The 16,194-nt window shown below is 66.4% G+C and carries 17 protein-coding genes; 4 read left to right on the plus strand and 13 right to left on the minus strand.

Annotated elements, in window-relative coordinates:
* Positions 1-14: 14 nt before the first annotated feature.
* The 5 genes from QC821_RS01000 to uraH all read right to left on the minus strand — a co-directional run bounded on the left by QC821_RS01000 (position 15) and on the right by uraH (position 5,474).
* On the minus strand, positions 15-968 hold the full coding sequence (locus QC821_RS01000; RefSeq protein WP_309715753.1) for an ABC transporter permease: 954 nt from the start codon (positions 966-968) through the stop codon (positions 15-17).
* Between the two features lie 61 nt (positions 969-1,029).
* Complete coding sequence (locus QC821_RS01005) at positions 1,030-2,661, minus strand: ABC transporter substrate-binding protein (RefSeq protein ID WP_309715756.1); 1,632 nt, start codon at positions 2,659-2,661, stop codon at positions 1,030-1,032.
* Between the two features lie 303 nt (positions 2,662-2,964).
* The gene (locus tag QC821_RS01010) at positions 2,965-3,714 is read right to left on the minus strand and encodes a GntR family transcriptional regulator (RefSeq protein ID WP_309715759.1); all 750 of its coding nucleotides are present in this window, start codon (positions 3,712-3,714) and stop codon (positions 2,965-2,967) included.
* 150 nt (positions 3,715-3,864) lie between these two features.
* The gene (locus tag QC821_RS01015; RefSeq protein ID WP_309715762.1) at positions 3,865-5,067 is read right to left on the minus strand and encodes a urate hydroxylase PuuD; all 1,203 of its coding nucleotides are present in this window, start codon (positions 5,065-5,067) and stop codon (positions 3,865-3,867) included.
* A gap of 53 nt (positions 5,068-5,120) precedes the next feature.
* Positions 5,121-5,474, minus strand: coding sequence for a hydroxyisourate hydrolase (uraH, locus tag QC821_RS01020; protein WP_309715764.1), 354 nt, complete (start codon positions 5,472-5,474; stop codon positions 5,121-5,123).
* A gap of 139 nt (positions 5,475-5,613) precedes the next feature.
* On the opposite strand from uraH, the gene uraD reads away from it, so the two are divergent.
* The 4 genes from uraD to QC821_RS01040 all read left to right on the plus strand — a co-directional run bounded on the left by uraD (position 5,614) and on the right by QC821_RS01040 (position 9,097).
* Positions 5,614-6,138, plus strand: a complete 525-nt coding sequence (gene uraD / locus QC821_RS01025; RefSeq protein WP_309715767.1) for a 2-oxo-4-hydroxy-4-carboxy-5-ureidoimidazoline decarboxylase — start codon at positions 5,614-5,616, stop codon at positions 6,136-6,138.
* A gap of 105 nt (positions 6,139-6,243) precedes the next feature.
* Positions 6,244-7,077, plus strand: coding sequence for an IclR family transcriptional regulator (locus tag QC821_RS01030; RefSeq protein ID WP_095620579.1), 834 nt, complete (start codon positions 6,244-6,246; stop codon positions 7,075-7,077).
* Positions 7,078-7,154: 77 nt separating this feature from the next.
* A complete protein-coding gene (gene pyrB / locus QC821_RS01035; protein ID WP_309715772.1) occupies positions 7,155-8,183 on the plus strand; it encodes an aspartate carbamoyltransferase in 1,029 nt (342 codons plus the stop codon).
* A 281-nt stretch (positions 8,184-8,464) separates the two neighbouring features.
* Complete coding sequence (locus tag QC821_RS01040) at positions 8,465-9,097, plus strand: hypothetical protein (protein WP_309715775.1); 633 nt, start codon at positions 8,465-8,467, stop codon at positions 9,095-9,097.
* Here the strand turns inward: QC821_RS01040 and ruvX are convergent.
* The 8 genes from ruvX to QC821_RS01080 form a co-directional block, all read right to left on the minus strand.
* A complete protein-coding gene (gene ruvX / locus QC821_RS01045; RefSeq protein ID WP_309715778.1) occupies positions 9,094-9,534 on the minus strand; it encodes a Holliday junction resolvase RuvX in 441 nt (146 codons plus the stop codon). The genes QC821_RS01040 and ruvX overlap by 4 nt on opposite strands.
* A gap of 16 nt (positions 9,535-9,550) precedes the next feature.
* Complete coding sequence (locus QC821_RS01050; RefSeq protein ID WP_309715781.1) at positions 9,551-10,108, minus strand: YqgE/AlgH family protein; 558 nt, start codon at positions 10,106-10,108, stop codon at positions 9,551-9,553.
* 30 nt (positions 10,109-10,138) lie between these two features.
* A complete protein-coding gene (locus QC821_RS01055) occupies positions 10,139-11,011 on the minus strand; it encodes an energy transducer TonB (protein WP_309715784.1) in 873 nt (290 codons plus the stop codon).
* Between the two features lie 10 nt (positions 11,012-11,021).
* Positions 11,022-11,978: a glutathione synthase gene (gene gshB / locus QC821_RS01060; RefSeq protein WP_309715786.1), complete on the minus strand. Its 957-nt coding sequence runs from the start codon at positions 11,976-11,978 to the stop codon at positions 11,022-11,024.
* Positions 11,979-12,054: 76 nt separating this feature from the next.
* Positions 12,055-12,735 carry a CvfB family protein gene (locus tag QC821_RS01065; protein WP_309715789.1) on the minus strand — a complete coding sequence of 227 codons (681 nt, stop codon included), beginning with the start codon at positions 12,733-12,735 and terminating at the stop codon, positions 12,055-12,057.
* 226 nt (positions 12,736-12,961) lie between these two features.
* Positions 12,962-13,951 carry an AraD1 family protein gene (araD1, locus tag QC821_RS01070; RefSeq protein ID WP_309715793.1) on the minus strand — a complete coding sequence of 330 codons (990 nt, stop codon included), beginning with the start codon at positions 13,949-13,951 and terminating at the stop codon, positions 12,962-12,964.
* A gap of 8 nt (positions 13,952-13,959) precedes the next feature.
* The gene (locus QC821_RS01075; protein ID WP_309715795.1) at positions 13,960-15,132 is read right to left on the minus strand and encodes an L-rhamnonate dehydratase; all 1,173 of its coding nucleotides are present in this window, start codon (positions 15,130-15,132) and stop codon (positions 13,960-13,962) included.
* Positions 15,133-15,162: 30 nt separating this feature from the next.
* The gene (locus QC821_RS01080) at positions 15,163-16,188 is read right to left on the minus strand and encodes a 4-hydroxythreonine-4-phosphate dehydrogenase PdxA (RefSeq protein WP_309715798.1); all 1,026 of its coding nucleotides are present in this window, start codon (positions 16,186-16,188) and stop codon (positions 15,163-15,165) included.
* Between the last annotated feature and the right edge of the window lie 6 nt (positions 16,189-16,194).

Raw genomic sequence — 16,194 nt, forward strand, 5'->3', positions numbered from 1 at the left:
TTCTCCTAGGCCGTTCAGCCGCGCTGGATCCGAGGGTCCAGGCGGGCCTGGGCCAGGTCGACGATGAGGTTGAGCATCACGAAGAACAGCGCCAGCACCAGGATGGTGCCCTGCAGGATCGGCAGGTCGCGCTGGAAGATGGCGTTATTCAGCAGCAGGCCGGTGCCCGGCCACGAGAACACCGTCTCGACCAGGATCGACCCACCCAGCAGATAGCCCAGCTGCAGGCCCATCACCGCCAGGGCGGTGGGTGCCACGTTCTTGACCACATGGCGAAACACCTGACGCTCGGCCATGCCCTTGGCGCGTAGCGCCTCGACGAACTCATGGGCGAGGATATCGGCGACCATGGCACGTATGGTGCGTGTGACCACGCCCATGGGAATCACCGAGAGGGTCACGGCAGGCAGGATCAGGTGGCGCAGATAGGCCCACTCGAAGGCCCAGTCGCTGGAGCTGCCGGGCCCGGCCCCCGATGAGGGCAGCCAGTTGAGCTCCACCGAGAACACGATCACCAGCAGCATGCCCAGCCAGTAGTGCGGCACGCTGACCCCGCTCACCGCGATCCCGGTGACCAGGCGATCGAGCAGCGAGCCCTGGAAGTAGCCGGCCAGGGTGCCGAACACGCAGCCCAGGGTGAAGCCGATCAGCGAGGCGGCGAACGCCAGCAGCAGGGTATTCTTCAGCGCACTGAAGACCTCGGCGGTGACCGCGCGGCCGTTGGCCGCCGACAGTCCCAGGTCACCCTGCACCGCGCGCAGCACCCAGCGGCCGTACTGCTCCGGCAGCGGGCGGTCGAAGCCGTAGGCGCGCTGCACCATCGCCACCACCTCCGACGGCGCATCCGCCGATACCACCGCGTCCATCGGATCGCCCGGGGAGAGGTGCACCAGCGAGAAGCAGAAGAAGCTCACCGCCAGGGTGATGGGAATGACGTAGAGCACGCGTTTGAGAAAATAGGTAGGCATGCGATCTCCAGGCAGGCAGCGGCATGGCGGCACATCGCGTGCCGCCATGCCGGCGCACGGCTCACTCTTCGATGTAGACCGGGGTCAGGTCCTGGAACCAGTTCTTGGACTGCACGAAGCCCTGGACACGCGGGTTCATGGCCCGCGGCCCGACGTCGTGGGCCACCCACAGCCAGGCCGCATCGTCGACCATGCGCGCATGGAACTCGGCCAGCAGCGCGTCCTGGGCCTCCTGGTCGAAGGTCACCTTGGCCTCGTCGAGCAGGCGGTCGTACTCGGGATCATCCATGTAGCCCCAGTTGAAACCGTTGGGCGGCGCCATGCTGGAGTGCATGAAGCGATAGAAGGCCGCGAACGGGTCGAGCCAGCCGAACGAGATGTTGGTGCCATGCGCCTCGAGGCTGGTCTCGTGATCGGCACCGCGCCGCCAGTTGGGGAACAGCGACTCCCAGTCCAGCACTTCGAACTCCAGCTCGATGCCGACTTCGGCGAAGGTCTGCTGGATATACTCGTTCATCGCCAGCGGCTGCATCTGGCCGGAACCGGAGGTGGAGATCAGCACCTTGATCTCGACCGGGTTATCCGGGCCATAGCCGCTCTCCGCGAGCAGGCGACGCGCCTCGTCGGGGTCGTAGCCGATCTCGAACTCGGGCTCGCCGAACCAGGGGTGATCCGGGGTCACGGTGCCCACCGCCGGCACCATCATGCCGCCCAGCAGGGCCTCCAGGCCTTCACGATCCACCGCCAGATTGGCCGCCTTGCGCACGTTGATATCGCGCCACGGGCTGCCCTCGAGCATCGAGAACTGGTAGGGCCAGGTGTGCGGATAGGGGTTGCTGGTAATGGTCATGCCCTGGGATTCCATGCGCGCGATGGCGTCCGCCGCCGGCGACTCGATCCAGTCGACCTGGTCGGAGAGCAGCGCCGAGGTGCGGCTGCTCGACTCCGGCATCGGCAGCAGCTCCACGCGGTCGATCTGCGGCACGCGGTCGGCGTCCCAGTAATCGGCAAAGGGTTCGAGCACGGCACGCTCGCGCGGCACCAGGCGCGTCATCTTGAAGGGACCGGTCCCCGAGGGCTGGCGGGCGAACTCATCCCAGTCGCCGTCCAGCGCTTCCCACTGGGCCGGGCTGGAGAACAGCAGGAAGGTCAGCTGATAGGGGAACCAGGCATCCGGCTCGCTGGTGGTAAAGCTGATGGTGTAGTCGTCGACCTTCTCGTAGCCGTCCATGGAGGGGATGCGGCCACGCACATTGCCGGCCTGGCGGGCATCGAACTGCGGCGAATCCTCGTCGTAGACCTTGTCGAGGTTCCAGATCGCGGCATCGGCATTCCAGTCGCTGCCGTCGTGAAAGGTGACCCCCTCGCGCAGGTGGAAATACCACACCTGCTGGTCGTCTGCGTCGATTTCCCACGACTCCGCAAGGCCCGGGGTCAAGCCGCTGACCTCATCGGCGGAGGACATGTCCCAGTTGATCAGCGCGTCGTAGATGGTGTAGCCGACGAAGCGATAACCCTCGAAGCCGCTATCCGGCTGGCCGGTGGTCAGCGGAATGTCCGACGCCGTCATGGCGATCCGCAGGGTTTGTTCTGCCTGGGCGGCAAGCGGTGCCGCCAGGACGGCGAGACCGAGGCTCAGGGCCGCGGCGGGCACTGCACGGCGCCATGTTTGCGCACTCTTGTTGTATACCATGTTTGCACTCTCCCCTCGTGGGTTTACCAGCCAAGCGACCTAGCATCGCCCGCACTGCAGGGAGAGTTAATGCAAGTACAGGGCCAACTTGGCGCTGTAACGGGCATTCGCTGAGGAGAGATCGTGCTTTTCTAAAATACAAAGACGACAAATTTCGTATACAACAATAGCTTAGTCGCCTCCAGCTGGTGCCGGCGCGGTGAACACCTCGGCACGCCACTGTGGGGATTCACAAGGCAATGCCCCGTCGGGCCGCACCACAAAGTGGCAAGCAGCCCCCTCGATAGCGCCATGCCGGTGCACTCAGTTCTCGGTAAAGATGCGCTGCAGGTCCGGTACCTCTTCGACCTCCTCGACGATCGACAGCGAGGCCTCGATGGCCTTGAGATGGCGGCTCATGAAGGCGGCGGCGCGCTCGCCGTCGCCCGACTCGAGGAAGTGGATCAGCTCATCGTGATCGTGGGACTCGCAGCCCAGGTGGCCGGGGTTGCCGTAGACGGCGAGGATCAGCGACGAGCGCGAACATAGCCTGGCCACGAACTCGGCCAGGGTGGCATTGCCGGAGAGCTGGGCCAGGCGCTCGTGGAAAGCCGCCGAGAGCTTGATCGCGGAGCTCTGCTCGCCGGCGCGCAGCGCCTCGCGCTCACGCCGCGCCATGTCGCGCAGCTCACCCACATCTGCTGGCGTGATGCTGCGGGCGACATCCGGCATCAGGCCGCACTCGACCATCTGCCGGGCATCGAAGACGTCCTTGGCTTCCTCGGCGGTGGGGCGGGTGACGCTGGCACCGCGGCGTGGCGTCAGGGTCACCAGCTGCTCCAGCGCCAGGCGCTGCAGGATCTTGCGGATGCCGGTACGGCTGACCGCGAACACCTCGGCCAGGGCGTCCTCGCGCAGCCGCGCGCCGGGCTTCAGGCGGTGCTCGATGATGGCATCGCTGATCGAGCGGTAGATCGCATCGTGACGTTCGGCACCATCGCCGTTCTTGCCCAGGCGCTTGCGCGGTTTGGCGTCGCTGGGGGCCGCCGTGGAGGCTGGCTGTCGCTGGGTCATGATGGGTATCTCCTCGTCGTCGGCGCAGGGCGTTGGTCCGGTGAGCCGCTGCGCTTGGCATGCGATCATTGTATACACATTGCGACAGCGGATACGACTGCGGCCCGCCGAGGTGGCGGGCCGCAGGCATGGGGAGCAGTGCTTGGGCGGTCACTCGCGCCAGGCGGCAATCGCCTCACGCTCCTCGTCGGTCATATTGGTCATGTTGCCGAGCGGCATGTAGCCGCTTTCGACCACCTGCTTGATCTGGCTCATCTGGCGACGAATCTGCTCCTCGCTGTCGTAGGCGACACCGGCCGGCGCCGAGGAGAAGCTGGCGTGGCTGGGGCTCCGCGCGTGGCACTGCACGCAGCGGTCTTCGATGATGGTGGTGACCTCGGCCATCGAGGTGCCCTCGTCATCGTCGGCGGCCGGCGCGCCGGGGCCGGCCGGCATCGCCACCCATAGCGCCACGGCGATCAGCGCGGTGCCCGCGGCCGGGTAGGCCGGCTGGATCTTGCCCGAGTGCATCAGCACGAAGAACTGACGGATCAGCGCCCCGGCGAAGATGAACAGCGACATGATCACCCAGGCATAGTCGTGGTTGTAGGCAAACGAGTAGTGGTTGCTGATCATCAACAGCACCACCGGCAGGGTGAAGTAGGTGTTGTGCACCGAGCGCTGCTTGCCGCGCTTGCCATCCAGCGGGTTGGGGGTCTCGCCGGCCTTCATCGCCGCCACCATGCGCCGCTGGCCGGGGATGATCCAGAAGAACACGTTGGCCGACATCGCCGTGGCCATCACCGCGCCGGTGAGCAGGAAGGCCGCACGGCCGGAGAACATCTGCACGCTGAGATAGGCCACCACCACCATCAGCACCGCCACGGCAAGACTCAGCAGGCCATCGCGCTCCATGTTGGGGCTGATGCGCTTGCATAGCTCGTTGTAGACCACCCAGCCGCCGAACAGGAAAGCCAGCGCCAGGATATTGGCCTCGGCGCCGCTGAGGTTGGCGGCCCACTCCCAGCTGCTGTTGGGATTGACCAGATAGAAGCTGGGATTGGCCATGTACAGCAGCACGAACAGCGCGAAGCCCGACAGCCAGGTCACGTAGGACTTCCAGAACGACCAGTGCAGGTCATCGGGCAGCTTGGCCGGTGCCGTGGCGTATTTCTGGTTGTGATAGAAGCCGCCGCCGTGGACCGCCCACATCTCGCCGAACACGCCCTTGTCGCGGTCCTCGGCGGCCTTGGGCTTCTTCAGGCCGTTGTCCAGCATCACGAAGTAGATCGATTCGCCGATCCAGGCAATCGCGGCGATGACGTGCAACCATCGCAGCAGCAGGTTGGCGAACTCGAGGAGAAAGGATTGCATACGCTAGCTCTCGCTGTGGTTGTTGTGTCGTCTCTCGGTCAGGGTATCGCCGCTCAGCTGCCGCGGTAGGTCGAGTAGCAATACGGCGACAGCAGCAGCGGCACATGGTAGTGCTCGCTGGCATCGGCGACACCGAAACGCAGCGGGATGCGATCAAGGAAGCGTGGCTCTCGGCCGGCAACGCCCTGGCGTGTCAGATACTCACCGGCGTGGAACAGTAGTTCATATTCGCCCACGCTGAGGGCCTCGCCTTCGAGAATCGGCGCGTCGCAGCGGCCATCGTCGTTGGTTACCACCTCGCCGAGGCGAGTGCGCTGCTCGCCCTCGAGGCGAAACACCTCGATGCGAATGCCGTGCCCGGGGCGACCCAGAGAGGTATCCAGTACGTGCGTCGTCAAACGTCCCATGGGGATCTCCTATTTGTTGGTGAGGTAGCTAGACCCTATTCTATGAAGACAGTTTTAGCTCTAAAGAGAGTACATTTCAAAGTTTTTTTGTATACAGTAAATGTATCGCACCATACGTGACCATCAGGAGACCGCTAGCATGAGCCATCCGACGCTGACCCCACGCCCCAGCCAACTCGACCGCGATGCCTTCGTCGCCAGCTACGGCGACATCTATGAGCATTCGCCGTGGGTCGCCGAGCTGGCCTGGGAGGCTGGCCTCGACGCTGAACAGGACAGCCCCGCCGGCCTCGCCGCGGCGATGGGCGAGGTGCTTAGCCGCGCCAGCGCCGAGCGTCAGCTCGAGGTCATCCGCGCCCACCCCGACCTGGCCGGCAAGGCGGCGCTGGCCGGCGAGCTGACCGACGACTCGAGCCGCGAGCAGGCCGGCGCCGGGCTCGACCAGTGCAGCACCGAGGAGCTGGCACGCTTCGAGCGTCTCAACGCCGCCTACAAGGCCAAGTTCGGCTTTCCCTTCGTGATGGCGGTCAAGGGCAACGATCGCCACGCTATCCTCGCCGCCTTCGAGACCCGTCTCGACAACGACCCCGCCGAGGAGCGTCGCACCGCTGTGGAGCAGATCAACCGCATTGCCCTGCTGCGCCTCGAGGGGCGCCTGGGCTAACCCCAACGGCGGAATGGAATCGATTTCCGCCGGCACGACAGCCCAACGGCGAGCGTGTATCCTGTGCACCAGCGATTACTGGTGCACGGGGATGGGGAGCAAGGCGTGAGCGAGACCAAACGCAAGGCGGTAGGCCGGCCGGCCGGGTCGGGCAAGAGCAGCGGCGGGCACAGCCAGTCGCTGGTGCGCGGGCTGAATATCCTCGAGGGGCTGGCCGCGGCGCCGGTGGGCCTGGCGCTGTCCGACATCGCCCAGATCGTCGGCCTGGCGCCCTCCACCACCCACCGTCTGCTGCAGGCGCTGCACAAGCAGGGCTTCATCACCCAGGATGCCGAGCTGGGGCTATGGAAGATCGGCGTCAAGACCTTCCAGATCGGCAACACCTTCCTAGAATCCCGCGATTTCGTGGCCACCGCCCGTCCCTATCTGCGGCGGCTGACCGACGAGAGCGGCGAGTCGGCCAACCTGGGCATCCGCGACGACGGCATGGCGGTGTTCCTGGCCCAGAGCGAGTCGCCGCAGATGATGCGCATGATCACCCGCCTCGGCTCGCGGGCACCGCTGCACGCATCAGGCGTCGGCAAGGCGCTGCTGGCCTGGTTGCCGGAGAAGGAGGTCGAGCGCATCCTGCAGGCCCGCGGGTTGCCCAAGGTCACCGACAACACCATCGATACCCCGGCGCGATTGCGCCAGGGCATGGCCGAGATTCGCCGCCAGGGCTACGCCTGCGACCGCGAGGAGCACGCCGTGGGCCTGCACTGCGTGGCCGCCTCGATCCACGATGAGCAAGGCAACCCGCTGGGCGCCATCTCGGTCTCGGGGCCGGTGGCGCGGATTCCCGAATCGCGCCTCGCCGAACTCGGCGGCCTGGTCAGCCGCGCCGCCCGCGAGATCACTACCCAGCTGGGCGGCCGCCTGCCCAGCGCCGAGGAGTATTGAGCGCCGCGGCCCCGTGCCGAGCAGCGCGTTCGCGGTTACACTGAGCGCCAGTTTTCCGCCGCACTGCGAGGCCCGCGATGAGTCCCCACCTGCTGTCCGTCGATTCTCTTTCCCGTGACCGCGTCGATCACCTGCTGCGGGTCGCCGCACGCATGGAGCCCATTGCCCAGCGGCGTCAGGTCACCCGGGTACTGGAGGGTGCGGTGCTCGGCAACCTGTTCTTCGAGGCCAGCACCCGCACCCGGGTCAGCTTCCATGCGGCATTCAGCCGCCTGGGCGGCAGCGTCTGCGACACCACCGGCTTCACCTTCTCGTCGATGGCCAAGGGCGAATCGCTCTACGACACCAGCCGGGTGATGAGCGGCTACTGCGATGCCATCGTCATGCGCCACCCCGACCAGGGCTCGGTGGCCGAGTTCGCCGCCGCCACCCACGTACCGGTGATCAACGGCGGCGATGGCCCCGGCGAGCACCCCAGCCAGGCGCTGCTCGACTTCTATACCATCGACAAGGAGTTCGCACGGCTCGGCAAGCCGCTGGCCGGTGCCCACGTGCTGCTGACCGGCGACCTCAAGTACGGCCGCACCGTGCATTCGCTGATCAAGCTGCTGTCGCTCTACGACCCTCTGCGCATCACCCTGGTGGCGCCGCCGGGGCTGGAGATGCCGAGTCACCTGATCGACCTGGTCGCCTCTCGCGGCCATCGCGTCGAGCAGCGCGAGAGCCTGGCCGACGACTATGCCGACGTGGACGTGGTCTACACCACGCGCATCCAGAAGGAGCGCTTCACCGCCGAGATGAGCGAGGGCTTCAGCCTGTCGCGGGACTTCAGCGTCGACCGCACCTTCATGGACAAGCGCTGTGGCCGCGACACCATCGTCATGCACCCGCTGCCCCGCGACAGTCGTGCCGAGGCCAACGACCTGGACGTTGACCTTAACGGCGACCCGCGCCTGGCGATCTTCCGCCAGACCGACAACGGCATTCCGGTGCGCATGGCGATCTTCGCCACCCTGCTGCAGGTCGAGGACCTGATCGAGAAGGACCTGCGCCCGGTGCGCTGGTTCGTGCCTGAACGGGTGGGGGTCGACGATGCGGCTGGCTGACGCCCCCAGCAAATCATAGGAAGGAGCGCTCTGGACTGATCCGTCGGCAGGCCGGCGAGGGGGCGCTGTAAACCGTCCCTGGGCGCTACCGATGCCATCCATGGCATCGAAACCCCCTCTTTGGCCTGCCCCCGGCGTCCCTCGCTTGGCACAGCTTCGATAATGCGTCCTAGCCAATGGGATAGGCTGCCGAACGCCGTGGAATGTGCGAGACTGCGAATATCCGCCGGGTATCGTCCACTAACTACAAGCATGCGTACCGTCAAGGAGTCATATCGACCATGAACATGCACACCGCCTATCTCTCGTTGGGAGCCTTCTATAGCCTGCTGATCGCTATCGGCGCCTTTGCGCTGCTGATGGGCGGTGGGTCGCCGCTGTCGTTGGCGCAACTCGGCATCGGCGCGCTGGCCGTGGTTGGCCTGTGGGGCTATACCCTGGGTCGCGGTTTCATGAACCCGCGGATCTGGCGGCCACTGGCAGGAATCCTGGCAGTTGCCGTGGTACTGCAGCTGGTCATGATATTGACCGCAGGGCTGTCGAAGACCGACATCACCTGGATGCTGATCAGTGCGGTATTCTCGGCGCTGCTGGTGGTGATCCTCTACCACTACGGCAACCGCGACCAGGCGCTGTGGGCCTCCGAGGAGGACGTCGAGGGTGGCAAGACCCTGGAGGCGCTGCTCAATCGCCAGTCCCCGCTGAGCGCCGAGAACGTCAACGACAAGCGCAAGGCCAGCGTCACCGTGGGCCGCGAGGGCAACCGCTACAGCGCGCGCGTGCGTCGTGAGCACGACGGCGAGGTCGAGCAGTTCGAGGAGCGCTTCAGCCATCCGGCGACCCTGGCGTTCTTCATCGAGAAGTACACCTGTATCACCGCCGACGATATCGCCAAGCAGAACGCCGGCAACTAGCCGAGCAAGCCTTCCTGGCGGGCGAACCAACCCTCCAGGATAAGCACCGCGGCGATGCCGTCGACGCCATCGTCGCGGTAGTTGCCGCGGTGGCCCGCCTCACGGGCGATGGCCTTGGCCTCCCTGGTCGAGCCGCGTTCGTCGACCATCTCGCAGGCAATGCCGTAGCGCCCGAACAGCCGCTTGCCGAACTTGCGCGCCCGCACGCTCATCTCCTGCTCTTCTCCGTCGCGGGTCAGCGGCAGGCCGACCACGAACAGGTCGGGCCGCCACTCGTCGACCAGCCGCGTGATCACCGCCCAGTCGGGGATGCCGTCGCGGGCGTGCAGCGGGTCGAGCTGGCGAGCGCTGGCCAGCAGTTCGTTGCCCACCGCCACGCCTATCCGCCGGGTGCCGAAGTCAAAAGCCAGGATCAGGCGCTCACCGGCCTTGCCCATCAGCCCCGTTCCCGCCTCATGAGTGGCCCGCCTCGCGGCTCATCAGGTTGAGATCCACGCCGAGGCTGCCGGCGGCGGCCTGCAGCCGCTGCTCGGGCGGTGTCTCGAAGAGGATCTGGGCGCTACCCTCCACGGTCAGCCAGGCGTTCTCCTTGAGCTCGCCCTCGAGCTGACCCGCCTCCCAGCCGGCACACCCCAGGCAGACCAGAAACTGCTCAGGGCCATGGCCGCTGGCCAGCGCCTGCAGCATGTCCATCGAGGTGGTCAGGGCGATATCCTCGGCGACCTGGATGCTCGAATCCCAGGGCGTGGCACTGCCGCGATGCAGGATGAAGCCGCGATCCTTGTGCACCGGGCCACCGTAGTAGACCGGCGCATCGCGGTGCGGGCTGTCGTCGCCGCCCAGGTCGAGCTGCTCGAACAGCGCATCGAGAGTCAGGTCGAGGGGACGATTGACGATCACCCCCATGGTGCCGTTGTCGTCGTGGTCGCACAGGTAACTCAGGCTACCGGCGAAGTTGGCATCGTCGAGATGCGGCATCGCCAGCAAAAAATGGTGTTTCAAGCTCTGCATGGGCCTCCCGGGCGCGGGGCGGTCCTGCCCTCATTGCACGCCGATATGATTGCCTTTCCCGAAGCGCCAGACGCGGGTGATCGATAGGCTGTCGAGCTCCCCCAGCGCGTCGCCAAAGGGCGGATAGGGGGCCGCACCGTGCACGGTGGCCAGGGCCACCCGGTCGAGTTCGGGATGTAGTGACGATTGTACCACCTCTGCCTGGCGGAGCTGACCATCGCGACCCACCACCACGCGGATGCGCAGCTCACCGTCGAGGTTCGCCGGCGCCGGGTAGTCGCGGTTGCCGTAGGCCTCTATGCGCCGCGTCCAGGCCTCGATGTAGCTCGACTCGGCGGCCTCACGGGCGGCCTGGCGCGCTTCCCCGGGCTGCTCGGCGGCCAGCGTGGCAGCCTCGCCCTGCTGGCGCAGGCTGAGCGCTGCCTGGCCGAGCGGATCGCGGCTGTCGCGGGCCGCCGCCGGGGCCGCAGGCCGAGGCTCGGCACGCGTCGGCTCCTGCGCCAGCGCCGGGTCGCCGCGGGTCGGGCTCGGCTCGCCCTGGCTGGCGCTGAGCACCTCCGCCAACGGCGCGGCGGAGAGCTGCGGCGTCAGCTCGCTGGCGGCGGGCGCGGCCTGGGCCGGGTCGGCGGCAGACAGGCTGGCCGCCGCGGCGCTGGCAGCGCTATCGCCGCGGGCCTGCTGGTCGGCCTCGGCGATGCTGTCGCTGTCCACCGTTTGCTGCGCGGGCTGGCTGACAAGTACCACGTCGATGCTCGCCCGCGGCGCCACCTCCGGGCTCAGCGTCCAGCTCGCCACCACGCCCAGGATCGCCAGGTGCAGCACGATCGCCAGCGCCCAGGCCAGCCAGCGCCGGTAGGCGCGGGTGACCGGGGCATAGTCGATGGCATCGCCGACGCTGGCCATGTGGGCCGCCTCAGCCGAGCCGCCGCTCGATGGCATCCAGCAGCAGCCCGGCGATGTCGGTACCGCGCTGGTCGTCGATCTCACGTACGCAGGTGGGGCTGGTGACGTTGATCTCGGTGATGTAGTCGCCGATCACGTCGAGGCCGACGAACAGCAGCCCCTTGTCACGAATCATCGGCTGAACCTGCTCGATCAGCCAGTGATCGCGGGCGGTCAGCTCGCGGCTGACGCCGGTGCCGCCGGCAGCCAGGTTGCCGCGGGTCTCGCCGGCCATCGGCACCCGCGCCAACCCGTAAGGCACCGGCTCGCCGTCGACCAGCAGGATGCGGGTATCGCCGTCGCGGATCTCGGGAATATAGCGCTGGGCCATGATCTGGCGGCTGCCGCGCTCGCTGAGGGTCTCGATGATGGCGCCGAGATTGCGGCCCTCGGGCTGGACGTGGAAGATGCCGCTGCCGCCCATGCCGTCCAGCGGCTTGAAGATCACATCGCCATGCTCGGCGTGGAAGGCGCGCAGCACCGGCTCGCTGCACGACACCAGGGTCGGCGTGCAGCACTGCGGGAACTGCTGGGCGAAGAGTTTCTCGTTGCACTCCAGCAGCGCACGGGTCGGATTGACCACCAGCACGCCCTCGCGCTCGGCGAAGCCCAGCAGGTGTACGGCGTTGAGGAAGTGGGCATCCACCGGCGGATCCTTGCGCATCAGGATCACGTCGAGTTCGGCCAGCGGCCTCGCGGCTGCCACGCCCAGGTCGTACCAGTGCTGGGGGTCGCGATGCACCTTGAGCTCGGACTGCCGGGCATAGGCACGGCCATCCTGCAGGAACAGGTCCTCCTGCTCCATGTAGGCGAGCGACCAGCCGCGGTCCTGGATCGCCCACAGCATGGCCATGGTGGTGTCTTTCTTGTAGGCGATATCGGCGATGGGGTCCATCACCACGCCAATCCTGAGTGCGCGCTTGCTCATCGCGGGGTATCCATGCAGTCAACTGATAGTGGACGCAGTATGACCCAGGGCCACGAGCGAGACCAAGCCGCCGCGATCACTCGCCTCGGTGAGCGCCCGGCACCAGGCGAATAGCGCCCTCCTCGATCAGGATCAGGCGGCGCTTGTAGAGCCGCCCAATGGCCTGCTTGAAGGCGCTCTTGCTGACCCCGAGGCGCGCCTTGATCTCCGCCGCCGGGCTTTTGTCGGCCAGTGCCAGGTAGCCGCCGCTCTCGCGCAGCGCCTTTAGCACCGCCTCGCCGACCACGTCGAGCTTGGCTTCGCCAGGCGGCAGCAGCGACAGGTCGAGGCGGCCGTCGTCGCGCACCCGCTTGACATAGCCGGTCAGCCGCTGGCCGCGGCGCAGCGCGCGCGGCAGGTCGTCGTGGTAGAGCAGCCCCCAGTAGCGGTGATTGACCACCGCCTTGACGCCCAGGTCGGTGCGGTCCTCGGTGATCAGCGTCACCTCGTCCCCCGCGGCGAGACCCTCGGCGGCGTCGACGATAAAGCGATCGAGGCGCTGCGAAGCCACCGGCCGACCCTGCTGGTCCTGGTAGATCATCACCAGCACCCGCTTGCCGACGTCGGGGCGGAAGCGCTGCTCACCGAACGGCAGCAGCAGATCCTTGGGCTGGCCCCAGGCCAGGAAGGCGCCGGTGGCATTGACCGTGACCACCTCCAGGTAGGCCACCTCGCCAACCTGGGCCAGGGGCGTGGGAGTAGAAACAGCGGGCGTCATGGAGGACTCCCGGGGCGGGCGTGGCATGGCAATACATCCGGATAGGCAGCAAGTGGCAGGCATTATGGCGTGGCGAGCGTGCCTGCGGCAAAGAGTGCGCAAAAAAAGCGGCCCGCGGGCCGCTATCAAGGTCTCACTCGCTTGCCATCCACGGGCGCATCGCCCGGATTCTTACACTGCCGCTGCTTGCATCACGCCTCGCGCTTGCCGTCCCTCCCGGGGCCGCTCAAAGGGTGGTGACGGTGACCGGGGCCGCCTCGGCGAATCGCAGCGGATTGCGCAGCGGCCGGCCGAAGGCGGGCAGTTCGATCTCGAAGCGATCACCGTCACGGGTCTGAATGTCGTCGGCAAAGCTCAGCGTCGCGGTGCCGAAGAAGTGCACGTGGACGTCGCCAGGGCGGCGGAAGTTGGAGTACTTGAAGTGGTGGTGCTCGAGGTTGGCCAGGCTGTGCGCCATGTTGGCCTCGCCGGTGAGGAACGGCTTCTCCCACAGCGTCTCGCCGTCACGCACGATGCGGCTGACGCCCTCCAGGTGCGCCGGCAGCTCGCCGACCAGCAGTTCCGGGCCGACGCTGCAGGCGCGCAGCTTGGAGTGGGCCAGCCACAGGTAGTTGAAGCGCTCGGTGACGTGGTCGGAGAACTCGTTGCCCAGCGCATAGCCGACCCGCCACGGGGTGCCGTCGGCGCCCACCAGATAGAGCCCGGCGAGCTCCGGCTCCTCACCGGCGTCCTCGGCGAAGGCGGGCACCGGCAGCGCCCCCTCGGGGGCTACGATGCAGTCGCCGTCGCCCTTGTAGAACCACTCCGGCTGAGCGCCGCTCTCGCCGGTGGCGGGCTTGCCGCCCTCCACGCCCAGCTTGAACATGCGCATCGAGTCGGTGAGTTCCTCTTCCTTCACCTGCGTCTTGGCATGCATCGCCGAGCGGGTATCGGCGCTGCCCAGGTGGGTCAGGCCGGTACCGGTGACCAGACAGTGGGCCGGGTCGGGATGGGTCAGCGGCGGCAGCAGGCGCCGCTCGTCGACCAGCGCCTGGTAGTCGATCAGGCTATCGCCGAGGCGTGCCTCGACGACCCGAGTGAGCGGCTGGCCGGAGTCGATGGCGATATTGGCCAGGGCATAGGTGCCGCCGTCGATATCGATCGGGCGCACCGCGTCGGCACTTTCCACCAGGGCCACCCGCAGCCGGTCCTGGTCGAGGTATTGGATCAGTCGCATGCCATGCCTCACTCGATGATATGGAACTGGTCGAAATATGTTTCGTTGAGCGTCAGGCCCAGGCCCGGCGTGTCGTCGTCGAGATCGAGGAAGCCGTTGACCGGCTCTGGGTCGCCTTCGAACAGGTAGTAGAACAGTTCGTTACCGATCTCGACGTCGTGGACCGGGAAGAACTCCGACATCGGCGAGGCCAGCGTCGACATGGTCAGGTGATAGTTGTGCATCTGGCCAGCGTGAGGGATCACCGGCACGCTGAACGACTCGGCGATGGCGTTGATCTTGTGCGCGGCGGTGATGCCGCCGACCCGATTGGTGTCGTACTGGATGACCGAGACCGCGCGCTTCTCCAGCAACTGACGGAAGCCGTAGGAGGTGAACTCATGTTCACCGCCGGAGATCGGGATGCTGGTGAGCCGATTGAGCTCGGCGTAGCCATCGATATCGTCGGCCAGCACCGGCTCCTCGAGCCAGCGCGGCTCGAAGCGCTCCAGCTTGGGCAACATGCGCTTGGTGTACTCGAGGTTCCAGCCCATGTAGCACTCGAGCATCAGGTCGATATCGTCGCCGATCACCTCGCGCACCGCCGCCACGCTGTTAAGGTTCTCGCGCATGCCGGCGGGGCCATCCTTGGGGCCATAGCCGAAGCGCATCTTCATCGCCGTGAACCCCTGATCGAGATAGGACTGGGCCTCCTCCTGCATGCTCTTGAGGTCGGTGCGATAGAGCTTGGAGGCGTAGCAGGGAATCTTCTCCTTGGTACGACCGCCGAGCAGCTTGAAGACAGGCTTGCCCACCGCCTTGCCCATGATGTCCCAGATCGCGATGTCGACACCTGAGATCGCCGCCATGCCGATGCCCTTGCGCCCCCAGGCATGGGTCGAGCGGTACATGCGCTGCCACAGATATTCATAGTCGAAGGGGTCCTGGCCGATCACCAGCGGTGCCAGGTACTGGTCGATGATCGCCTTGGCGATGCGCGGTGCCAGGGCAACGTTACCCAGGCCGACGATACCGCTGTCGGTTTCGATCTCCACCGTGGTCCAGCCGTGGAAGCGGAAGGTGCCCATGGAGTCGCCTCGGTCCCAGAGCTCATCCATGGCGTTGGAGCAGAAGTGCGGCTGGGCCGGCACGGTATGGCCCTTCCATTCGAAGACACGGGTACGGACGCGGGTAATTTTCATTATGGCTTCCCTATCTAAAGACGGTGACGCTCAAGCCTGAGCGGCAAGACGCTGTTGGCGAAGGTTTCTGCCCATGCGGCTGGCAATGGCGAAGGCATTGCGGGTCGGGCCGACATTGGCCTTGCCCTGCCCGGCGATATCGAATGCCGTGCCGTGGGCGGGCGTAGCGATGGGGATCGGTAACCCCCCCTGCACGGTGACGCCCTCCATGAAGCCCAGCAGCTTGATGGCGATCTGGCCCTGGTCGTGGTACATGGTGACCACCGCGTCGAACTCACCGTCGCGGGCCTTGATGAACAGCGTATCGGCAGGAAACGGACCGCTCACCGGATAGCCTTGGACGCGGCACTTCTCGACGGCAGGCGCGATCACCTCGATCTCCTCGCGGCCGCAGGTACCGCCCTCGCCGCCATGCGGATTGAAGGCCGCCACGGCGACCCGTGGCGCAGTATTGCCGGCCAGCTGCAACGAGTCGTAGATCAAGCGGCTGGCCGCGACGATGCGCTCCTCGGTGATGTAGGCGGCGGCCTCCTTGAGCGGGATATGCGACGAAATACGTGCCGTCCAGAGATTGCCCAAGGTGTTGAACTCGCAGAAGTAACCATCAACGCCAAGGTAATCGGCAAAGAAGTGCAGCTCGTCTTCGTACTTGAGCCCACCTTTCTTCATCGCAAACTTGTTGAGCGGTGCAAAGCAGATGGCGTCGACCTCCCCGGCCAGTGCTGCATCCATGCAGCGGCTCAACAGCGCCAGCACCGAGGCACCGCCAGCAGCCGTCTCCTCCGCGTAGCCGACCTCTCCCTCGGATAGGGTATCCATCGGCAGGAACACGGGGCCGCTGTGCCGGCGCGCCGCTTCGAAGGTACCCACCTCAGGCAGGTGATGGCTGATGCCGGCCACCCGCTGGCCCTCCTGCCACAGCCAGCGATCGCCGAGCAGCACGGTATGCACGTCGTCGAAGAGTCCGGCTTCGTTGAATAGTTTGGCCACCAGCTCCGGGCCTATGCCGGCCGGGTCGCCGAGAATGACGGCAATGACGGGGCGTGAATCGTTCATGAGTCG

The sequence above is a fragment of the Franzmannia qiaohouensis genome (assembly GCF_031451695.1).
Taxonomy (GTDB): domain Bacteria; phylum Pseudomonadota; class Gammaproteobacteria; order Pseudomonadales; family Halomonadaceae; genus Franzmannia; species Franzmannia qiaohouensis.